The sequence below is a fragment of the Pseudomonas sp. SJZ074 genome (assembly GCF_007828215.1).
GTDB lineage: Bacteria > Pseudomonadota > Gammaproteobacteria > Pseudomonadales > Pseudomonadaceae > Aquipseudomonas.
In genome coordinates this window covers 317,351-333,688 of record NZ_VIUE01000004.1, presented here as the reverse complement: position 1 = coordinate 333,688, position 16,338 = coordinate 317,351, and the positions used below count along the sequence as shown (strand labels likewise).

The 16,338-nt window shown below is 60.2% G+C and carries 17 protein-coding genes; 3 read left to right on the top strand and 14 right to left on the bottom strand.

Features of this window, described 5'->3' with window-relative positions:
• Positions 1–580: 580 nt before the first annotated feature.
• From FBX99_RS07790 to FBX99_RS07780, 3 genes are all read right to left on the bottom strand, one after another.
• On the bottom strand, positions 581–1,480 hold the full coding sequence (locus tag FBX99_RS07790) for a hydroxymethylglutaryl-CoA lyase (RefSeq protein WP_145131153.1): 900 nt from the start codon (positions 1,478–1,480) through the stop codon (positions 581–583).
• A 153-nt stretch (positions 1,481–1,633) separates the two neighbouring features.
• Complete coding sequence (locus FBX99_RS07785) at positions 1,634–2,035, bottom strand: MerR family DNA-binding transcriptional regulator (RefSeq protein WP_144923686.1); 402 nt, start codon at positions 2,033–2,035, stop codon at positions 1,634–1,636.
• Positions 2,036–2,144: 109 nt separating this feature from the next.
• Complete coding sequence (locus FBX99_RS07780; RefSeq protein ID WP_047703722.1) at positions 2,145–3,074, bottom strand: LysR family transcriptional regulator; 930 nt, start codon at positions 3,072–3,074, stop codon at positions 2,145–2,147.
• Between the two features lie 188 nt (positions 3,075–3,262).
• Here FBX99_RS07780 and FBX99_RS07775 point away from each other — a divergent pair, with 188 nt between their 5' ends.
• Positions 3,263–4,492, top strand: coding sequence for an acyl-CoA dehydrogenase (locus FBX99_RS07775; protein ID WP_144923683.1), 1,230 nt, complete (start codon positions 3,263–3,265; stop codon positions 4,490–4,492).
• A gap of 72 nt (positions 4,493–4,564) precedes the next feature.
• On the opposite strand, the gene FBX99_RS07770 is transcribed toward FBX99_RS07775, so the two are convergent.
• The 11 genes from FBX99_RS07770 to FBX99_RS07720 all read right to left on the bottom strand — a co-directional run bounded on the left by FBX99_RS07770 (position 4,565) and on the right by FBX99_RS07720 (position 14,660).
• Complete coding sequence (locus tag FBX99_RS07770) at positions 4,565–5,434, bottom strand: oxaloacetate decarboxylase (RefSeq protein ID WP_144923680.1); 870 nt, start codon at positions 5,432–5,434, stop codon at positions 4,565–4,567.
• A gap of 185 nt (positions 5,435–5,619) precedes the next feature.
• On the bottom strand, positions 5,620–5,802 hold the full coding sequence (locus FBX99_RS07765) for a hypothetical protein (RefSeq protein WP_144923677.1): 183 nt from the start codon (positions 5,800–5,802) through the stop codon (positions 5,620–5,622).
• Positions 5,803–5,821: 19 nt separating this feature from the next.
• Positions 5,822–6,481 carry a transposase gene (locus FBX99_RS07760; RefSeq protein ID WP_144923674.1) on the bottom strand — a complete coding sequence of 220 codons (660 nt, stop codon included), beginning with the start codon at positions 6,479–6,481 and terminating at the stop codon, positions 5,822–5,824.
• The gene (locus tag FBX99_RS07755) at positions 6,478–7,251 is read right to left on the bottom strand and encodes a hypothetical protein (RefSeq protein WP_178111859.1); all 774 of its coding nucleotides are present in this window, start codon (positions 7,249–7,251) and stop codon (positions 6,478–6,480) included. Before FBX99_RS07755 ends, FBX99_RS07760 begins: the two co-directional genes overlap by 4 nt.
• A gap of 190 nt (positions 7,252–7,441) precedes the next feature.
• Positions 7,442–8,476, bottom strand: coding sequence for an arginine N-succinyltransferase (astA, locus tag FBX99_RS07750; protein WP_144923671.1), 1,035 nt, complete (start codon positions 8,474–8,476; stop codon positions 7,442–7,444).
• Between the two features lie 49 nt (positions 8,477–8,525).
• Positions 8,526–9,542 carry an arginine N-succinyltransferase gene (locus FBX99_RS07745; protein ID WP_144923668.1) on the bottom strand — a complete coding sequence of 339 codons (1,017 nt, stop codon included), beginning with the start codon at positions 9,540–9,542 and terminating at the stop codon, positions 8,526–8,528.
• 125 nt (positions 9,543–9,667) lie between these two features.
• Entirely contained in the window at positions 9,668–11,017 is a 1,350-nt protein-coding gene (locus tag FBX99_RS07740) for an APC family permease (RefSeq protein ID WP_144923665.1), read from the bottom strand.
• A 59-nt stretch (positions 11,018–11,076) separates the two neighbouring features.
• The gene (locus tag FBX99_RS07735) at positions 11,077–11,829 is read right to left on the bottom strand and encodes an N-formylglutamate amidohydrolase (protein ID WP_145131151.1); all 753 of its coding nucleotides are present in this window, start codon (positions 11,827–11,829) and stop codon (positions 11,077–11,079) included.
• The gene (locus FBX99_RS07730; protein WP_144923659.1) at positions 11,813–13,162 is read right to left on the bottom strand and encodes a glutamine synthetase family protein; all 1,350 of its coding nucleotides are present in this window, start codon (positions 13,160–13,162) and stop codon (positions 11,813–11,815) included. Before FBX99_RS07730 ends, FBX99_RS07735 begins: the two co-directional genes overlap by 17 nt.
• Positions 13,159–13,803 (bottom strand): isochorismatase family cysteine hydrolase, encoded by a 645-nt coding sequence (locus tag FBX99_RS07725; protein ID WP_144923656.1) that lies wholly within the window; start codon positions 13,801–13,803, stop codon positions 13,159–13,161. Before FBX99_RS07725 ends, FBX99_RS07730 begins: the two co-directional genes overlap by 4 nt.
• Positions 13,804–13,805: 2 nt before the next feature.
• On the bottom strand, positions 13,806–14,660 hold the full coding sequence (locus FBX99_RS07720) for a MurR/RpiR family transcriptional regulator (protein WP_145131149.1): 855 nt from the start codon (positions 14,658–14,660) through the stop codon (positions 13,806–13,808).
• 287 nt (positions 14,661–14,947) lie between these two features.
• Between FBX99_RS07720 and FBX99_RS07715 the strand changes: the two genes are divergently transcribed.
• Together FBX99_RS07715 and cobF are read left to right on the top strand one after the other, a co-directional pair.
• Entirely contained in the window at positions 14,948–15,514 is a 567-nt protein-coding gene (locus FBX99_RS07715) for a histidine phosphatase family protein (protein WP_144923650.1), read from the top strand.
• Positions 15,511–16,266, top strand: coding sequence for a precorrin-6A synthase (deacetylating) (gene cobF, locus FBX99_RS07710; RefSeq protein ID WP_144923647.1), 756 nt, complete (start codon positions 15,511–15,513; stop codon positions 16,264–16,266). The genes FBX99_RS07715 and cobF overlap by 4 nt, the downstream gene beginning before the upstream one ends.
• Positions 16,267–16,338: the final 72 nt, after the last annotated feature.

Genomic DNA, 16,338 nt, shown 5'->3' with positions numbered 1-16,338 from the left:
CAACTGACCCACCGCCTTCGCGAGCAAGCCCGCTCCCACAAAAAACCTAACACCAGACAGCACAAAGGGGAGCCGAAGCTCCCCTTTAATTTTGTCGTCGCGTGCTCTTTTTTTATTATTGAGGGGCGGCCTGTTGTTGTTTTTGGTAGCCGTGACCCTTTACCGCTGTTTCTGGCGATCCCCATCCGGGATCAAGAGCAAACGTATTTTTTTGAACGCTGATCTGCTTTTTCGCCTAGCGATCCAACCGATTCGGGGCCTACCTGAAGGTAGTTTTATTGTTCTCTGCCCGGTTGCGGGTTGCTCCTGGAAGCACCCTGAAAAGCACATCTTCTCCAAAAAAATCTGTTAGCTGCGTCTCTGCCGTGTTGTTTTTGTTATGTCAGAGTCGTTTCATCTTGTTTTTATTGGGTTTGCCGCTTTTTTTATTCTTGTTATGCCTGAGAGATAGCAGGTGCCGTGCCAACTTTTAAAAACCTTTATAAATCAGTAGCTTGAGTTTTTTTGGTAAGCAGGAGAGCGCGGTAGATCTGACAAATTGTTTCCGTGTTACTCGTTTCACAGCCGCTGCGGTAACACCTCATTGGGCACTGCGTGCCTTGGCGACGCGCGAACCGGTCGGGCGCCCAAGCACATCACAGATCTGCCGACCCGCGACGATCAGCGCGTCCAGATCGACGCCGGTTTCAATGCCCAGGCCGTTGAGCAGGTACAGCACGTCTTCGGTGGCGACGTTACCGCTGGCACCCTTGGCGTACGGGCAGCCGCCGAGGCCGGCGATGGAACTGTCGAACACGGCGATGCCTTCGAGCAGGCTGGCGTACAGGTTCGCCATGGCCTGGCCGTAGGTATCGTGGAAATGACCGGCGAGTTTGTCCCGGGGAACATCTGCCGAAACCACTTCGAACAGCTTGCGCGTGGCGCCGGCGGTGCCTGTGCCGATGGTGTCGCCCAGGGACACCTCGTAACAGCCCATTGCGTACAGCTCGCGAGCGACCCACGCCACTTGCTCAGGCTTGACGGCGCCTTCGTAAGGACAGCCCAGCACACAGGACACGTAGCCGCGCACACTGACGCCGTTGTGCTTGGCGGCCTCCATGATCGGTGCGAAGCGCTCCAGGCTTTCCTTGATGGAACAGTTGATGTTGCGCTGGGAGAACGCTTCGGACGCGGCGGCGAACACCGCCACTTCCTTCACGCCGGCCGCCAGCGCGTCTTCGAACCCTCGCAGGTTCGGCGCCAGGGCGCTATAAGTGACACCGGGCTTGCGCTGGATCTGCGCGAACACCTCGGCGGAACCAGCCATCTGCGGCACCCACTTGGGCGAGACAAAGCTGCCGACTTCGATGTAACCCAGGCCAGCGGCACTCAGCGCATCCACCAGGCGCACCTTGTCGGTGACGCTGATGGGTTGCGCTTCATTCTGCAGACCGTCGCGGGGGCCGACTTCGATCAGGCGTACAAAGGAGGGAAGGGACATGGAGATAGACCTGTAGTTATGGCTCACCGAACCCAGTGTGGGAGCGGGCTTGCTCCGGGCGGCGATCCGACGAAAGCGGTGTGTCAGTCGGTGAATGAGTCGAGATAAGTCCGCATTCGCGAGCAAGCCCGCTCCCACACTGGATCCGCGTTGTTATTGAACGGTGTTTTCACTCTTGAGCGTCTGCTCCAACGCCTGGATACAGCGTTCTTCGGCGGTGTCGAGCTCCAGCTTCATCTGTTCGATGTCCAGCAGTTGCTGTTCGAGCTGCTCCCGGCGCTCGGTGATTTTCGCCAGCATGCTGTGCAGTTGTTTCTGGTTACCGCTGGAGGGGTCGTAGAGCTCGATCAGCTCGCGGCACTCGGCCAGGGAAAAACCGATGCGCTTGCCCCGCAGGATCAGCTTCAGGCTGACCTTGTCCCGCGGTGAGTAGATGCGCTCCTGGCCTCGTCGTTCCGGACTCAGCAGGCCTTGCTCTTCATAAAAACGGATGGCCCGGGTGGTGATGTCCAGCTCCCGGGCGAGGTCGGAGATGCTATAGGTCTGACGGCTCATGGACGCGCTCGAAACGATAGGGGCTGGCGCTAAGCTAATGTCAGGTTGACGTTCACGTCAAGCAATGAAACCGGCGGGAGCGAGCCTGTTCGCTCCCACCGTTGATCCCCTACGCGTGCTCAAGCTTCTTCTCATGAGCCGTCACCTGCTGGCACAACTCGATCATCTGCTCGCGCATCCAGCGGTTGGCCGGGTCCTGGTCGGTGCTTTCGTGCCAATAGAGATGGGTTTCCACCGGCGGTACATCGTTGACCGGCAATTGGAAGGCGTGCAGGTCGTGACGACGGGAGAAGCGTTCCGGGACGGTCATGACCATGTCGGTCTGTTGCAGCACCTGGGAGGCCATCAAGTAATGCTGGGAGCGCAGGGCGATCTTGCGCTGGATGCCCATCTTGCCCAGGGCCAGGTCGACATAGCCCAGCCCGTTGCGACGGCTGGAGATATGCACGTGGGTCTGGGCGAGGTAGTCATCGAGGCTGATTTTTTCCTTGCCCGCCAAGGGATGGCCCTTGCGCATGGCACAAACGTAACGGTCTTCCATGAGTTTGACGTGGCGCACCTGCGGGTCGGTATTGAGCGGGGCGTCGACGGCGAAGTCGAGCCGGCCGGCGGCCAGTTCCTTGGTGGTCTCACGACGCTTGGACAAAAAACTCTCGATGGCCACGGTCGGCGCCAGGCGGCGAAGGCGCTGGAACAGGGGCGGCAGGATCACGCCTTCGGTGAGGTCGGTCATGCTGATGCGGTAGGTCTTGACCGCCTGCAGCGGATTGAAAATCCGGCTTTCCTGCACCGACACCCGCAGCAGCGACAATGCATTGCGGACCGGGCCGATGATGTTCTGGGCCATGGGCGTGGGCACCATGCCCTGGGCGGTGCGCACGAACAGCGGGTCGTTGAAGGTTTCCCGCAGGCGCGCCAGGGCGTTGGACACGGCCGGCTGAGTGATACCGACGATCTGCCCGGCGCGGGTCAGGTTGGCTTCGGTGTAGATCGCATCGAAGACGATGAAGAGATTGAGGTCGACCTTGCTCAGATTCATGGCGCTGCACTCTTGTTTTTAGACGGTTTCTCGGGCGTGTCGTGAGGTGTCGGATGGCGATGGAATCAGTGAACCATATATCGGTGATGAATGTTAATACACGCCGAGAATAGGTTAGGTAAATTTTCGTAGCTGAACTAGCATCGCTTTCATGATCTGAAATCAACCTCTGCCAAAAGGTGTTGCCCATGGATTTTGCCTATTCCCCCAAGGTTCAGGAATTGCGTGAACGCGTCACGGCGTTCATGGATGCCTATGTCTACCCGGCCGAAGCGGTGTTCGAGCGGCAAGTGGCCGAAGGTGATCGCTGGCAGCCCACAGCCATCATGGAAGAACTCAAGGCCAAGGCAAAAGCCGAAGGGCTGTGGAATCTGTTCCTGCCCGAGTCCGAACTGGGTGCTGGCCTGACCAACCTGGAGTACGCACCGCTGGCAGAGATCATGGGCCGTTCGTTATTGGGGCCGGAGCCGTTCAACTGCTCGGCACCGGACACCGGCAACATGGAAGTACTGGTGCGTTACGCCAATGAAGAGCAAAAGCAACGCTGGTTGGAACCGCTGCTGCGAGGCGAGATCCGCTCGGCCTTCGCCATGACCGAACCGGACGTAGCCTCTTCGGACGCTACCAACATGGCCGCCCGCGCCGAGCGCGAGGGCGACCAATGGGTGATCAACGGTAAGAAGTGGTGGACCTCGGGGGCCTGTGACCCGCGTTGCAAGATCCTGATCTTCATGGGGCTGAGCAACCCCGACGCGCCGCGCCATGCCCAGCATTCGATGATCCTGGTGCCGGTGGACACCCCTGGGGTCAAGATCGTGCGGCCGCTGCCGGTATTCGGTTACGACGATGCGCCCCACGGTCACGCCGAAGTGTTGTTCGATAACGTGCGGGTGCCGTACGAAAACGTCTTGTTAGGTGAAGGACGCGGTTTTGAAATTGCCCAGGGCCGCCTAGGCCCGGGCCGTATCCATCACTGCATGCGTTCCATCGGCATGGCCGAGCGGGCATTGGAGTTGATGTGCAAGCGTGCCGTCAGTCGCACCGCTTTCGGTAAACCGCTGGCGCGCCTGGGTGGCAACGTCGACAAGATCGCCGACTCGCGGATGGAAATCGACATGGCCCGCCTGCTGACCCTGAAAGCGGCTTATATGATGGACACCGTTGGCAACAAGGTCGCGAAAAGTGAAATCGCCCAGATCAAGGTGGTCGCGCCGAATGTGGCCCTGAAGGTCATCGACCGTGCCATCCAGATCCACGGTGGTGCCGGGGTGTCCAACGATTTCCCGCTGGCCTACATGTACGCCATGCAGCGCACCCTGCGCCTGGCCGACGGCCCGGATGAAGTGCACCGTGCGGCCATTGGCAAGTTCGAGATCGGCAAGTATGTGCCCAGGGAGATGCTGCGCAGCGAGCGCTGAGCACTAATCACCGCATATCCCCCTGTGGGAGCGAGCCCACAATGGGATATGCGGTGAACACACATTTCGCAGTTACTCCTTGACGCTCATGTACTCCTCGGCCCAACGGATATATTCCTCGGGTTGGGTGTAGGTGTGGGTCAGTTCGGTGGCGCTGAGGTCCGAGGCCTGGGTGAAGATCTGCCGTTGCTCGCGCAGGCTGTCGTAAGTAGCCTTGATCGCGGCGAAGTAGGCGCCGTGACCATCGATGGTGACCCGCACACCTAGCTCGGCCAGGCGTTTGTCGTCGCGCAGCAGCGGGTTGCCATAAGTGACGAGCATCAACGGCACCGTCAGGTTTTCGCTGATCTTCTCCAGGTGGTCGAAGTCCTGCACGCCCACCATGCAGATCCCGTCCGCGCCGGCACGTTCGTATTGCTGGGTACGGCTGATGATTTCCTGCACCGGCAGGATCCCGGCATTGGTGCGGGCGATGATCGCCATTTCCGGGTCGACCCGGGCTTCCAGCGCTGCACGGATTTTGCCGACGCCTTCGGCCACGCCGATCAGGTCGGTGGATTTGCGGCCGAACTGGGCCGGCAGCAGGGTATCTTCGATGGTCAGGGCTGCCACGCCGGCGCGTTCGAGTTCGATGATGGTGCGCATCACGTTCAGGGCGTTGCCATAGCCATGGTCGGCATCAGCGATCACCGGCAGTTGGGCTACGCGGCCGATGCGGGTGGCCTGTTCGGCAAACTCGCTGAGGGTAATCAGCGCAAAGTCCGGTGCGCCCAATACTTGCAACGACGCAACCGAGCCTCCCAGAATTCCCACTTCAAAACCCAGATCGGCAGCAATGCGCGCCGACATCGGATCAAACACCGATGCCGTGTGGTAGCAGGTCTGGGAAGCCAGGAGTTGGCGGAAGTTACGGCGCAAATCTTGATGGGAAAGCCTGGACATATGAGTTCCACCAATGGAATGGAAGGGCTTGAGCAAAAATGTCAACGCCGAAAGAACCAAAGGCTATCACGTGGCAAGCGTAAAGATGATGACGAATGCGCATGGGCCATGTTCGCCGCGCATCGAAAAAGGCCGCAGGCCTGGGAGGTCTGCGGCCCGGTAGGGAGCGATCATCCGGGACCTGTTCAGTCCTGGGTCGGCACGCTCCAGATTTGCTTGATCTCATGGATGTTTCCAACGTTGAAGCGCGTCGGGAACCCCGGGATGGTGCATTGGATCTCGCTGGTAAGTTGCATGGCGGTATCGACCACATTGGCCGCCGCACGCAACAAGGGGGTTTCATCCCAGTTTTTCATCGGATTATTCACGGTTTCTTCCTTCTTTTGGTTATTGGGCAGCGAACGACTGCCCAGCGGGGAGCAATGACATCATCTGTGTAAACAGTGCTGTTTCTTGCGCAGCAATGCCGGGATAAAGCGGCATGTAATGTTCATCAAAACACCAGGCTTCGTCAGCGTGGTTCGAATGTTCAGGATGAATAAGCAGACTCAATGACGCGGACATCGATTGGGGGGCGATCTGCTTGTGGATTTCCCGCAGAGGCGGCATATATAAAACTTTGCCAGGCGACAATTTGATGGTACGTGGTTTCCCCAGTCGGGGAATCTTGCCTGCTTGCAGTGGCAGGTCGTCCAGTATTTCGCGGATGATTGTCGTGTAACCATCGCCACTGTAGCCGACGGTATACATTTCGAAGTCGTGACTGTGATTCAGGTTATAGATAAAAGTCTCGCGTTCATCATGCAGGTTGACCGGCGACCAGAACCCCAGGCGCAGCGTGAACAGGTCATTGCTGTGCAGTACAAATGCATAGGCGTTGTAGAGGCTGTTACGGGTATTGAAACCATTCTCCTGAATCGAGGCATAAAGATGCTCGCTTAATAGAAAACGGTTTGAGGCCAACTGACGCAGGTCGTCCATGATGCAATTCTTGTCCCGCTGCAAATCATGGGTATGTAAGCGGGCGATGAATGTTTCCAGATTCATGCTGCTTTCTCCAATGGCGAAAGCAGGTTATCCAGACGTGGGTTCTTGAGTTTTCTTAACAGCGGGACATAGTTCAGTGCCTTGTGCGGGTCGGCTTGATAGAGCAGCTGAAAAGCCTTCCACGCCACTGCCGGGTGATAGTGATAGATCAGCTCTTCGGCAACCTTCGAGCCTCCGGGGTCGCCGAGTGTTTCGAGCAATTCCAGGCTCACCAGGAACCGGGCGGCGCTTTCGTCGTGAGGCAACCAGGCTATTTTCTGCAGCGAGACGCGATCGAACACGCTGATGTCGGCACTTCTGTCCAGCAAGTTGATTCGACCCGTTATTCGCGCTGCTTCGAGCTCTGTCGGAGCGTAGTCGAATAATGTTCGACTGCCGTCGATGATGAGCGGGTTTTCCTGGTCAACGATAACCCTGTCGAGTTGTTCGAGTTGCTGCTCGTGGCGCGTATAGAGTTGCACCTCGAACGGTTGATCCAGGGCAAATAAAATACTTTGCCCGGGGACCGAATAGAACGGTGAAAGTGCGCTGTCTGGGGTGTGGGTCCTGATGCTGATATTGCCGATGCTGGTGCAATGCAATAGCAAGGTTCCAGTGTGTGGATTGGAAATGTTCATGATGGTCGCACGCCGGGACTGTGCCTTGGTAAACGACGGTTGGCTATTCAAGTGGCTGACCAGTTGGTTGACCTGCGCGGTCATGTCTAATGTTTTTATTTCTTCCGCTATGTGTTCTGGCGAAAAATTTTCGCTAATTAGATTTTTGATCATGAACGTTTTCGCAGCAGTGGGTCGATGCGCGAAAGTATGAATTTTGTATGGGGGAGGGGCAACTAAGGAATTGTCGACAAGTATTGCCAGTGAACTAAGCTGTTTCTGTCGAGTTGCCCGGGACGGGGTAGCGAGTCCTGCCGGTGGGTGGCCAGTTATCCCTACGCAACAGGTGGCTCACGTGTACTCGCTACGCCGCCACGGCCTGCCGTCCCTGACTGAGCAGCGGCACGGCGCGCACTGTGTCACCTGGCTGGACTTGCAGGCGTTTGGCAGTGAGACGGTCGACGATCAGGCTGTGGCCGTCGTGATGGCCCCGGGCGCTGGTGACGCGGCAGTTTTCCAGGCGCCGGTTGTGGATCAGCCAGACGGGTGCCTGTTCGTTCGGTGAGCCGACGGCCAGGACCAGTGACTGGCTGTCGCGGATGCTGCGGATATTCGAGACCGGCGCTTCGATCACCGGGCCGCCGTCGAAAATATCGATGTAGCCCTTATGACTGAAACCCTCGGCACCGAGAATCCTCAGGGCCGGTTCGGTGTTCGGGTGGGCCCTGCCGATCACGGCCTGGGCCTGCTGGGTGAGCAGGCAGGTGTACAGCGGCTGGCGCGGCATCAACTCGGCAATGAATGACTTGTTGCCCATGCCGGATAACTGATCGGCGTAGGCGAAGTCTTTCTGGAAAAAGTGTCGTCCCAGGCTGTCCCAGAACGGCGAGCAACCGTGCTCATCGGCGTGACCGCGCAACTCTGCGATCAGTTTTTCCCCGAACAACTGGGAGAACTCCGCAACGAACAACAGACGTGCCAGGGATAACAGCCGCCCGTTATGACCGTGGCGCTGGGCGGGGTGCAGGAACAACGAGCAGATTTCCGATTGCCCGGTCATCTCGTTATTGAGGAACAGGGTCGGGATCTGCCGCTGGATGCCCAGCTCCGGCGCAGAACTGACCGTGACCCCGACCCGATAGTTGTACCACGGCTCACGCAGGCCCACCGCGCCGGTCAGGGCGCTGATACCGACCACTTGCCGGTCATCGTCCTCGAGTACGAACAGGTAATCGGCGTCGGCCCGTTCGACCTGTCCGGCAAAGGTGCGCTGGGCCCAGCGTATGCGATGGGCCAGGCGTTCTTCATTGGCCGGCAGGCTGGTGAATCCCGGGCCTGCGCAGCGGGCAAGGTCCAGCAATGAGGGCAGGTCGGTGATGGCGACCGGGCGGACAATCATGATGCAGCTCCTTCGTCGTGTCGGCCTGGGAAACGACTTTGCATGACGTTCATAAGGCAACCACCCGGATCTGTTGCCCATCAGTGATGTTCAACGCTGCGAGCATTCCGGGTGTCAGGGTTACCGTTCCTTCGGGGCCGACATCCAGCTCAGCCACAATCGCCCGATAGTTTCCAAGGCTGTCGTTGCTCACCAGATAGCGACCACGGGCATCAATCTGCGGGCTCTGTCGAGCCGAAGCCATACGACTTTCGGCGATGGAGCGGATGTTCGCGATGCGGGCATGCAGCGTCGGTCCGCCATCGAAGAGGTCCACGTAGCTGTTGGTTTCGAAGCCCTCGCGCGCCAGGATGTCGAAGGCTTCCTGGCCGTCAGGATGTACCTGGCCGATGCAGGCCTGGGCCGCAGGCGGCAGCATGGGGACATAAATGGGGTATTGGGGCATCAGCTCGGCAAGGAAAGTACGGTTCTGCAGGCCGCACAAGCGCTCGGCTTCGGCGTAGGGCAAGTCGAAAAAATGCTGGCCGATGGCATCCCAGAACGGTGATTGGCCGTCTTCGCTGCTGAAACCGACGATTTCCGTGATGACCGAATCGGCGAAGCGTTGCGGGTGAGCGGCGATGAACATCAGCCGGGCCCGGGACAGCAGCTCCGACTCGGGTGTACGCACCCGTTCGGCGTCGATGTGGAAACCACGCAGCAGGGTCTGGCCATTGAGGTCCTGGCACAGCGACAGCGCCGGCACGCCGTGGCGGATGTTCAGTTCCCGGGAGGCGCTGGAAAACGGTCGGTTGCGCAGGCTATAGAACGGTTCGTTGCAACCGGTGCTGGCGAGAATCTCCGAACAGCCCACCAGGCGCCCGGACACCAGGTCTTGCAACACGAAAAAGTAATTCTCCCCGCCCGGGCTCTGTACGTCGGCATCGAACGAAGCGCACGAGTCGAGAATTTTTTCCCGCAGGCACTCGGTATCGTCCGGAAGCGAGGTGACCCCCACCAGGCTGTCACGGGCCAGCTGCTGCAGTTGTTGCAGGTCGCTTAACTGAACTGGACGTAAGGCCAGCATGGATTGCACTCCTGTTCCAGGGGCCCGGTGGTTCACCGGGCTTGACGATCACTGTCGATGTCCACGCCTTGTAACGGTTACAACTACAGTGGCGGCTGGCCGCCCCCTGCGACCAGCTCCGGATTTCATTGTCCCGCCGGGTCGGGCAGGGCGGTGTGGCTGCCGAACTTGTTGAGCGCGCACAGGTAGACCAGGCCCGCCGCAATCCAGACCAGGCCCAGCTTCTGCGCATCCACGCCCATGTTGTACATGATGGCGGCGACGATGCCGAAGCCGATCAGCGGGCAGATCAGGTGACGGATCAGCTGACCGGAGCGCTGGCGGCGCCAGTAGTGATTGATTACGGTGATGTGCAACAGCATGAAGCCGCTCAAGGCGCCGAAGTTGACCAGGGAGGTCAGGGTGTCCACGGCATTGATGAACAGGTAGCAGATCAGCAGTGACAGCACGGCCACCAGATAGATGCTCATGTAGGGCGTGTTGTGTTTCGGATGAACCTTGGCCAGCACCTTGGGCAGCTTGCCGTCCCGAGCCATGCCGAACAGCAGGCGCGACACCGCGGCCTGGGAGGTGATCGCCACCGCCACGCCCCACGCCAGCGCCGTGGCGACAGCGGTCAGGGTGGCCAGCCAGCTGCCCGCCGCCAGTTCTGCGATTTCATAGAAAGCGGTGTCGGCGGACTTGAAGCCCATGCCGGCCGCCAGGTCCGTGGCGATCCAGGTCTGCACCACGAAAATCGCCCCCATGACCAACAAGGTCATCAACGCCGCCTTACCGATGCTGCGTCCCGGATCTCCCTTGATTTCTTCGGCCAGAGTGGAGATGGCGTCGAACCCGAGGAACGACAACACGGCGATCGACACGGCTTGCATCAGCAGGGCAAAGTTGAAGTGCTCCGGGCTGTACAGCGGCGCCAGGGTCATCTGGCCGTTACCTGCGCCACCGTGCAGGGCATTCCAGGCGTAGAACAGGAAAATCCCCAGCACTACCAGTTGGGCCAGGAGGAAAATGATGTTCATCCGCGCGGTGAAGGTGATACCCCGCAGGTTGACGAAGGTCGCGCTCACCAGGAACGCCAGGATGAAACCGACCTTGGGAATGTCTGGATACAGGTGATTCAGTGCCATGGCGGCGTAGACATAGAGCAGCGGCGGGATCAGCAGGTAATCCAGCAACATCAACCAGCCGGCAATGAACCCTACGTGTGGGTTGAGGCCCCTTTGTGCGTAGGAATAGACGGAACCGGCCACCGGGAAGGCTTGGGCCATGCTGCCGTAGCTCAGCGCGGTGAACAGCATCGCCACCATGCCGATGATATAAGCCAGCGGCACCATCCCCGGGGCTTCGGCGTTCACATAGCCATACACGCCAAACGGTGCGATGGGGATCATGAAAATCATCCCGTACACCACCAGGTCCGTCAGCGACAGGCTGCGCTTCAATTCCTGTTTGTAGCCAAATGCCTCGATACTCACAAGCCGTTCTCCTTTCAGCTAATCGTTGATGTTGTTTTTCTATTGTTTGTTGCTGCCCGTTACAGCAACGGCGCCAGGTAGGCGCTCCAGGTGCGCACCGCCTCGGGGCTGCGCAGCAGGTCGTTGCGCACCTCGATCAACACCGAGTCCAGGCCGCGACTATCGCCGTGGACCGGAACCGTCATGTCGCTCAACGGGTTGATCCGGTAGGGCTGGTTGCCCGCCACCCGCAGCGAATGTCGGCCCAGCCCATCGACGATGCGCTGGGCGTAGTCCACGGCTTCGCCGAACAGCACGCCTGCTTCCAGTGCGCGTGGCTGGCCGTAGAACACGGGGGTGAAACTGTGGATGCCCACCACCCGCGTCGATCGGTTGTCGGCCAGGCGCTGGTCGATCAGCGACCGCAACCGGTCATGGAACGGGTGGAACAGACACTGCTGGCGGTATTGCCGGGTGGCTTCGTCCAGGGACTGGTTGCCCGGGACCTGGTAGATCTCGCTCTGGGGCGGGATGCTGTCCGGCACGTGGAGCGGGCGATTCAAGTCGATCAGCAGGCGCGAATAGGTGGCCGCCAGCAAGGTCGCGCCGAGCGTTTCGGACAAGCGTTCGGCCAGGGCGAGGGCGCCAATGTCCCAGGCAATGTGTTCATGGGCCGCCGTCTCGTCCAGGCCCAGGTCATTCAGTGCGGTAGGGATGAAGCGGCTGGCGTGCTCGCACACCAATATCAATGGGTGCTCGGCGTTCTCCCGGATCAGCCGGTAGGGCGGTTCGGTGTAAAGCCCCGACTCGGCGCACTCAATAGATTCGCGCATAGTGCTCACATCGCTCGGCAGGTGACAGCGCCTGGGTCAAGGCCAGTTCCTGAGCCTTCAAGGCGAAGTAGGTTTCGACCAGTGGACCGGGCAGCGCCTCCAACAGAGCCCCGCTGTGACGCAGGCAATCCAGTGCCTGGGCCAGGGTGGTCGGCAGGGCGATAATGCCACGAGTCCGGCGTTCTTCCTCATTCAAATCGTCAGGTATTTCATCGGTGACGGCATTGAGCGCCAACCGTTGTTCGATGCCCAGTCGTCCGGCGATCAGCAAGGCCGCCATCGCCAGGTGCGGTGAGGCGGTGGCATCCATGGCCCGGAACTCCAGGTTGTACTGGTTCGCCAGCGGCTTGCCACCCAGGCTCACGATCGGGCAGATGCGCAGCGCCGCTTCGCGGTTGCGCTGTCCCAGGCAAGCGTAGGATGCGCTCCAGTGATGGGGTTGCAGGCGTTCGTAGGAAACCGGCGTCGGCGCCGTCAGCGCGCACAGCGCCGGCAGATGCTGCAGGACACCGGCGGCCCAATGCCGGCCGAGGCTGGACAGGCCGTTGTCGCTCGCGCTGTCGTAGAGCACTGGATCGCCGTCCAGGTCTTGCAGGCTCAGGTGCAGGTGCACGCCGTTGCACACGGCCTCGGCCGAGGTCTTGGCCGCGAAGCTCGCCTCCAGACCCATTTGCCGGGCGATTTCGCGGGTGATTTCGCGTACGTTCACCGCGCGGTCGGCGGCGGCGACGCCCAGGGTCGGGCGGCAAGTGATTTCATACTGTTGCTTGCCGTATTCGGGCAGGAACATTTCCGGTTCGACACCCCCGGCCCGCAGAGCGCTGAGCAGCCACCCGGCGAATCCGGCCTGCTGGCGCTGGGCCTGGAGGCTGAAGGCCAGGCGATCGGGTTGGGGCCGGGGGGATTTGAGATTGAACTCATGCTCGAATGCGGCGAAGACCTGCAAGCCCAGTTCGCTGCGATAGCGTTCCACTTCGTCATGCAGCAGCGTGCGCGGGCAGGCGCCCCAGGGCCGGCCGTCGGTCTCGCGCACGTCACAGTGGATGAAATCCAGCGCCGGGGCCTCGGGGTCGGGACCGTTGCCGATGGTGACCCGGCTGGACAGGTCCGGTACCAGTCGCAGGTCGCCATATGCGCCCCAGGGATTGGCCGAAGCAATGATGTCCTGGGGTGTCAGCGCGCTGTTGGCCGGCACCCAGCCACAGCCGGCAGTGACGTAGTGGGGAAGTTCATCGCTGGGAAACGAGCGTCCGCGGGTCACGCCGATCAGGTCGGTGCTCACCAGCGTGGTGACGGGCAGCGGAGTGAGCGTTACGGCTTCGAGGCGGCTCATGGCTGCATCTCCTGCAAGCGCCCGAGCACGGTATCGGTGTCGGTGATCCAGCAATAACCCTTGATGGCATTCAAGCAGGCCAGGTGGCGCTGTTCGGTGTAAGTGGCACAGGCATCCTCCACCAGCGTGACCAGATAACCGCGGTCGGCAGCGTCGCGCACGGCCATGTCGACACACTGGTCGGTGACGATGCCGGCGACGATCAGGTGCCGGACCTGCAGGTTGCGCAACACGTAGTCAATATTGGTGGAATTGAAGACCCCCGAAGAGGTCTTGGGCAACACGATCTCGTTTTCCAGCGGCGCCAGTTCGGCGATGATCTGCGCCTGCGGGCTACCCTTGGGCAAGTGCATGTCCGACAGCTTATGGTCCAGGGAACGGTCGCGGCCATCGGCGGTGAGGCTTTCGATGTGGGTGTGCAAGACGTTTTGTCGGGCTGCACGCACCCCGTCGAGCAGGCTTTGCTGGTTGGGAATCACACGCTGGCGGGCGCGGCGGATGAAATAGTCGGCCTCGGGAGTGTCCAGATGAGCATCGAACTGCGGCTCCAGCCAGGCCCGCTGCATGTCGACCAGCAACAATGCGGTGTGGTCGCGGGTGAACGGCAGATCCCGGGGGGAGCGGTGAGGGAGCGAGAACATCCTTATTTTTCCTCCAACAGGTGCGTGTCGAATTCAGTGCGCAAGCCGTCGATACCCTCCAGGCGTTCGGCCAGGCCAGGACATTGCAATGTCAGGCAGGCGATCAGGGCTTCGACCTGGGCCAGCGCCGGTACCAGGCTATCGAAGGCCGAAACTGATTCCACCGGCGCGCTGATGATCAGGTCGGCCAGTTCGCGCAATGGCGAAGCATAAATGTCGCTGAACAACACGACCCGGGCATGGCGTTGCTTGGCCGCACTGGCGACTCGAAGGGCCTGGGCCTGGTAGCGACGATAATCGAAGATCAGCACCACATCCTGACGTTGCACATCGAACAGGCGGTCCGGCAGTTGGGCGTTATCTTCGAGAGCAAAACAGCCGGCCCGCAGCAGGCGCAGATGATTGAGCAGGTAGTGGGCGAGGAAGCTGCTGAAGCGTCCGCCGAAACAATGTACCTGGTGCCGGGTCTCGAGCAACCACTGTACGAGAATGCGCACGTCTTCGGGCTGGGTCAGAACCTGGGCTTCCAGCAGGCTGCGCTGGCTGGCCACCAGGTACTGGCTCCAGGTGTCGCCTTGCTGCAATTTGATCCGAGGTTGCAACATCGTGCGGGGGGAGCGCAGGCGGTGGTCCATGTCGACCAGCAGCGCATCCTGGAACTCGGCATAGCCGCCGAATCCGAGTTTCTTTACCAGGCGCACGATGGTTGGGTCGCTCACGCCGGCGTGTTCGGCCAGGCGCGACATCGGGCCGAGGCCGTTGCGCGGATAATGATCGAGCAGAGCACGTACGACCTTGCGTTCCGACGGCGTCAAGATCAGGCCGGGATCGGTAATAAGGTCCCTGAGAGGCGGCATCCGTGCTCCTTGCTGGATGGGTGTTGAATTTCTTTCATAACTGCTGAAAACAGTATTTATGTAGCCAGTGCTACATGTCCAGTGGTTTTTACGTTTCGTTTAAAATGCTCGAAATTGGTGCGAAAGTCCTGTAGGGCGGGGAGTTGGGAAGAATGAAGTGGGTATGTCAGCCAATGCTTTTTTCTGTGTCAGATATAACGACTTTTTGTCTCGGATATTTGATTTCAGATAAGGTGCCGTACACCAAAGACTCCAGTATCCGCCCTCCGCTAGTGTGAGCGTCCCGCGTGCAAGCCACCCGTCTGACTTTGATCAGCCATGCCCGAACCGTCGCCCAGAAGCAGGCGCGTTTCGCGCTGGATGAATCACTCGACGCTGACTGGCTGGCCAGGCGCCCGGAGGCTGGCCACAGGTATCGAAACGTTCGGCACATCCTCTGTGGGCCTGAGTTGCGCACGCGCCAGACCGCCGCATTGTTCGGTGACGAAGTCCGGGTGGTCCAGGCCCTGGCCGATTGTGATATGGGGCGGTGGCGTGGATTGTCCATCGAGGCGCTGCTCCAGGCCGAACCGGAACACCTGCAAGCCTGGTTCGATGATTCCCATGCGATTCCCCATGGCGGCGAGTCCATCGACCGCCTGTGTCGTCGTGTCGGGGAATGGCTGGCAAGCCTGGAAAGTGAACCGGGACACCTGTTGGCCATCACTCACCCGTTCGTGATCCGGGCGGCCCTGATGAACGTCTTGCAATGCCCGGCGAGCAGCTTCAGCCGGATCGACATCGAACCGTTGTCTTCCCTGGAGTTGCGTTTCAACGGGGTATGGCGCTTGCGCGCCCAGGAGTCATGGACATGAAGAAGCTTTCAGTTATAGGTATCGGCGCCGGCGATCCGGATTACTTGACGATGCAAGCGGTAAAGGCCCTGAATCGGGTGGATGTGTTCTTTCTCATGGACAAGGGGCCCGCCAAGCACACACTGCTGGATCTGCGGCGCGGCATCTGCGCGCGCTATATCGTCGACCGCCCTTATCGTTTTGTCGAAGCCTGTAGTCCTGAGCGTCAACGCGGCGACCCGGACTACGCCAGCAGTGTCGAAGATCTGAATCGCGCGAAGCAGGCGACGTTTGAAAGGTTGATTGATGAAGAGTTGTCCGACGGGGAGTGCGGCGGTTTTCTGGTGTGGGGCGATCCGTCGTTGTACGACAGCACGGTTCGCATCCTGCAGACCCTTCTCGAGACGGGGCGCTGCGACTTCGAGTTCGAAGTGATCCCAGGCATCACCAGCGTCCAGGCCCTGGCGGCGCAGCACAAAGTACCGTTGAACACCATTGGCGGCGCGTTGGAGATCACTACGGGACGACGGTTGGCGGCGGGGCAGGTGGGGGACGCGGCAAGCGTGGTGGTGATGCTCGACGCCGAGGATGCATACCGCCAGGTGAGCGATCTCGATACGCATATCTATTGGGGCGCTTACGTCGGGACACCGGACGAGCTGCTCATCGCCGGGCGGTTGGGGGATGTGGCCGATGACATCGAGCGCACCCGCAAGGCGGCGCGGCAGGCGAACGGGTGGATCATGGATACTTATTTGCTGCGTAAGCATTGAGGGTTGCGAATCAAGCCTGTGGCGAGGGAGCGCTTTTGCCACAGGGGGCGTGTCCTGAGACAACTCTGTACA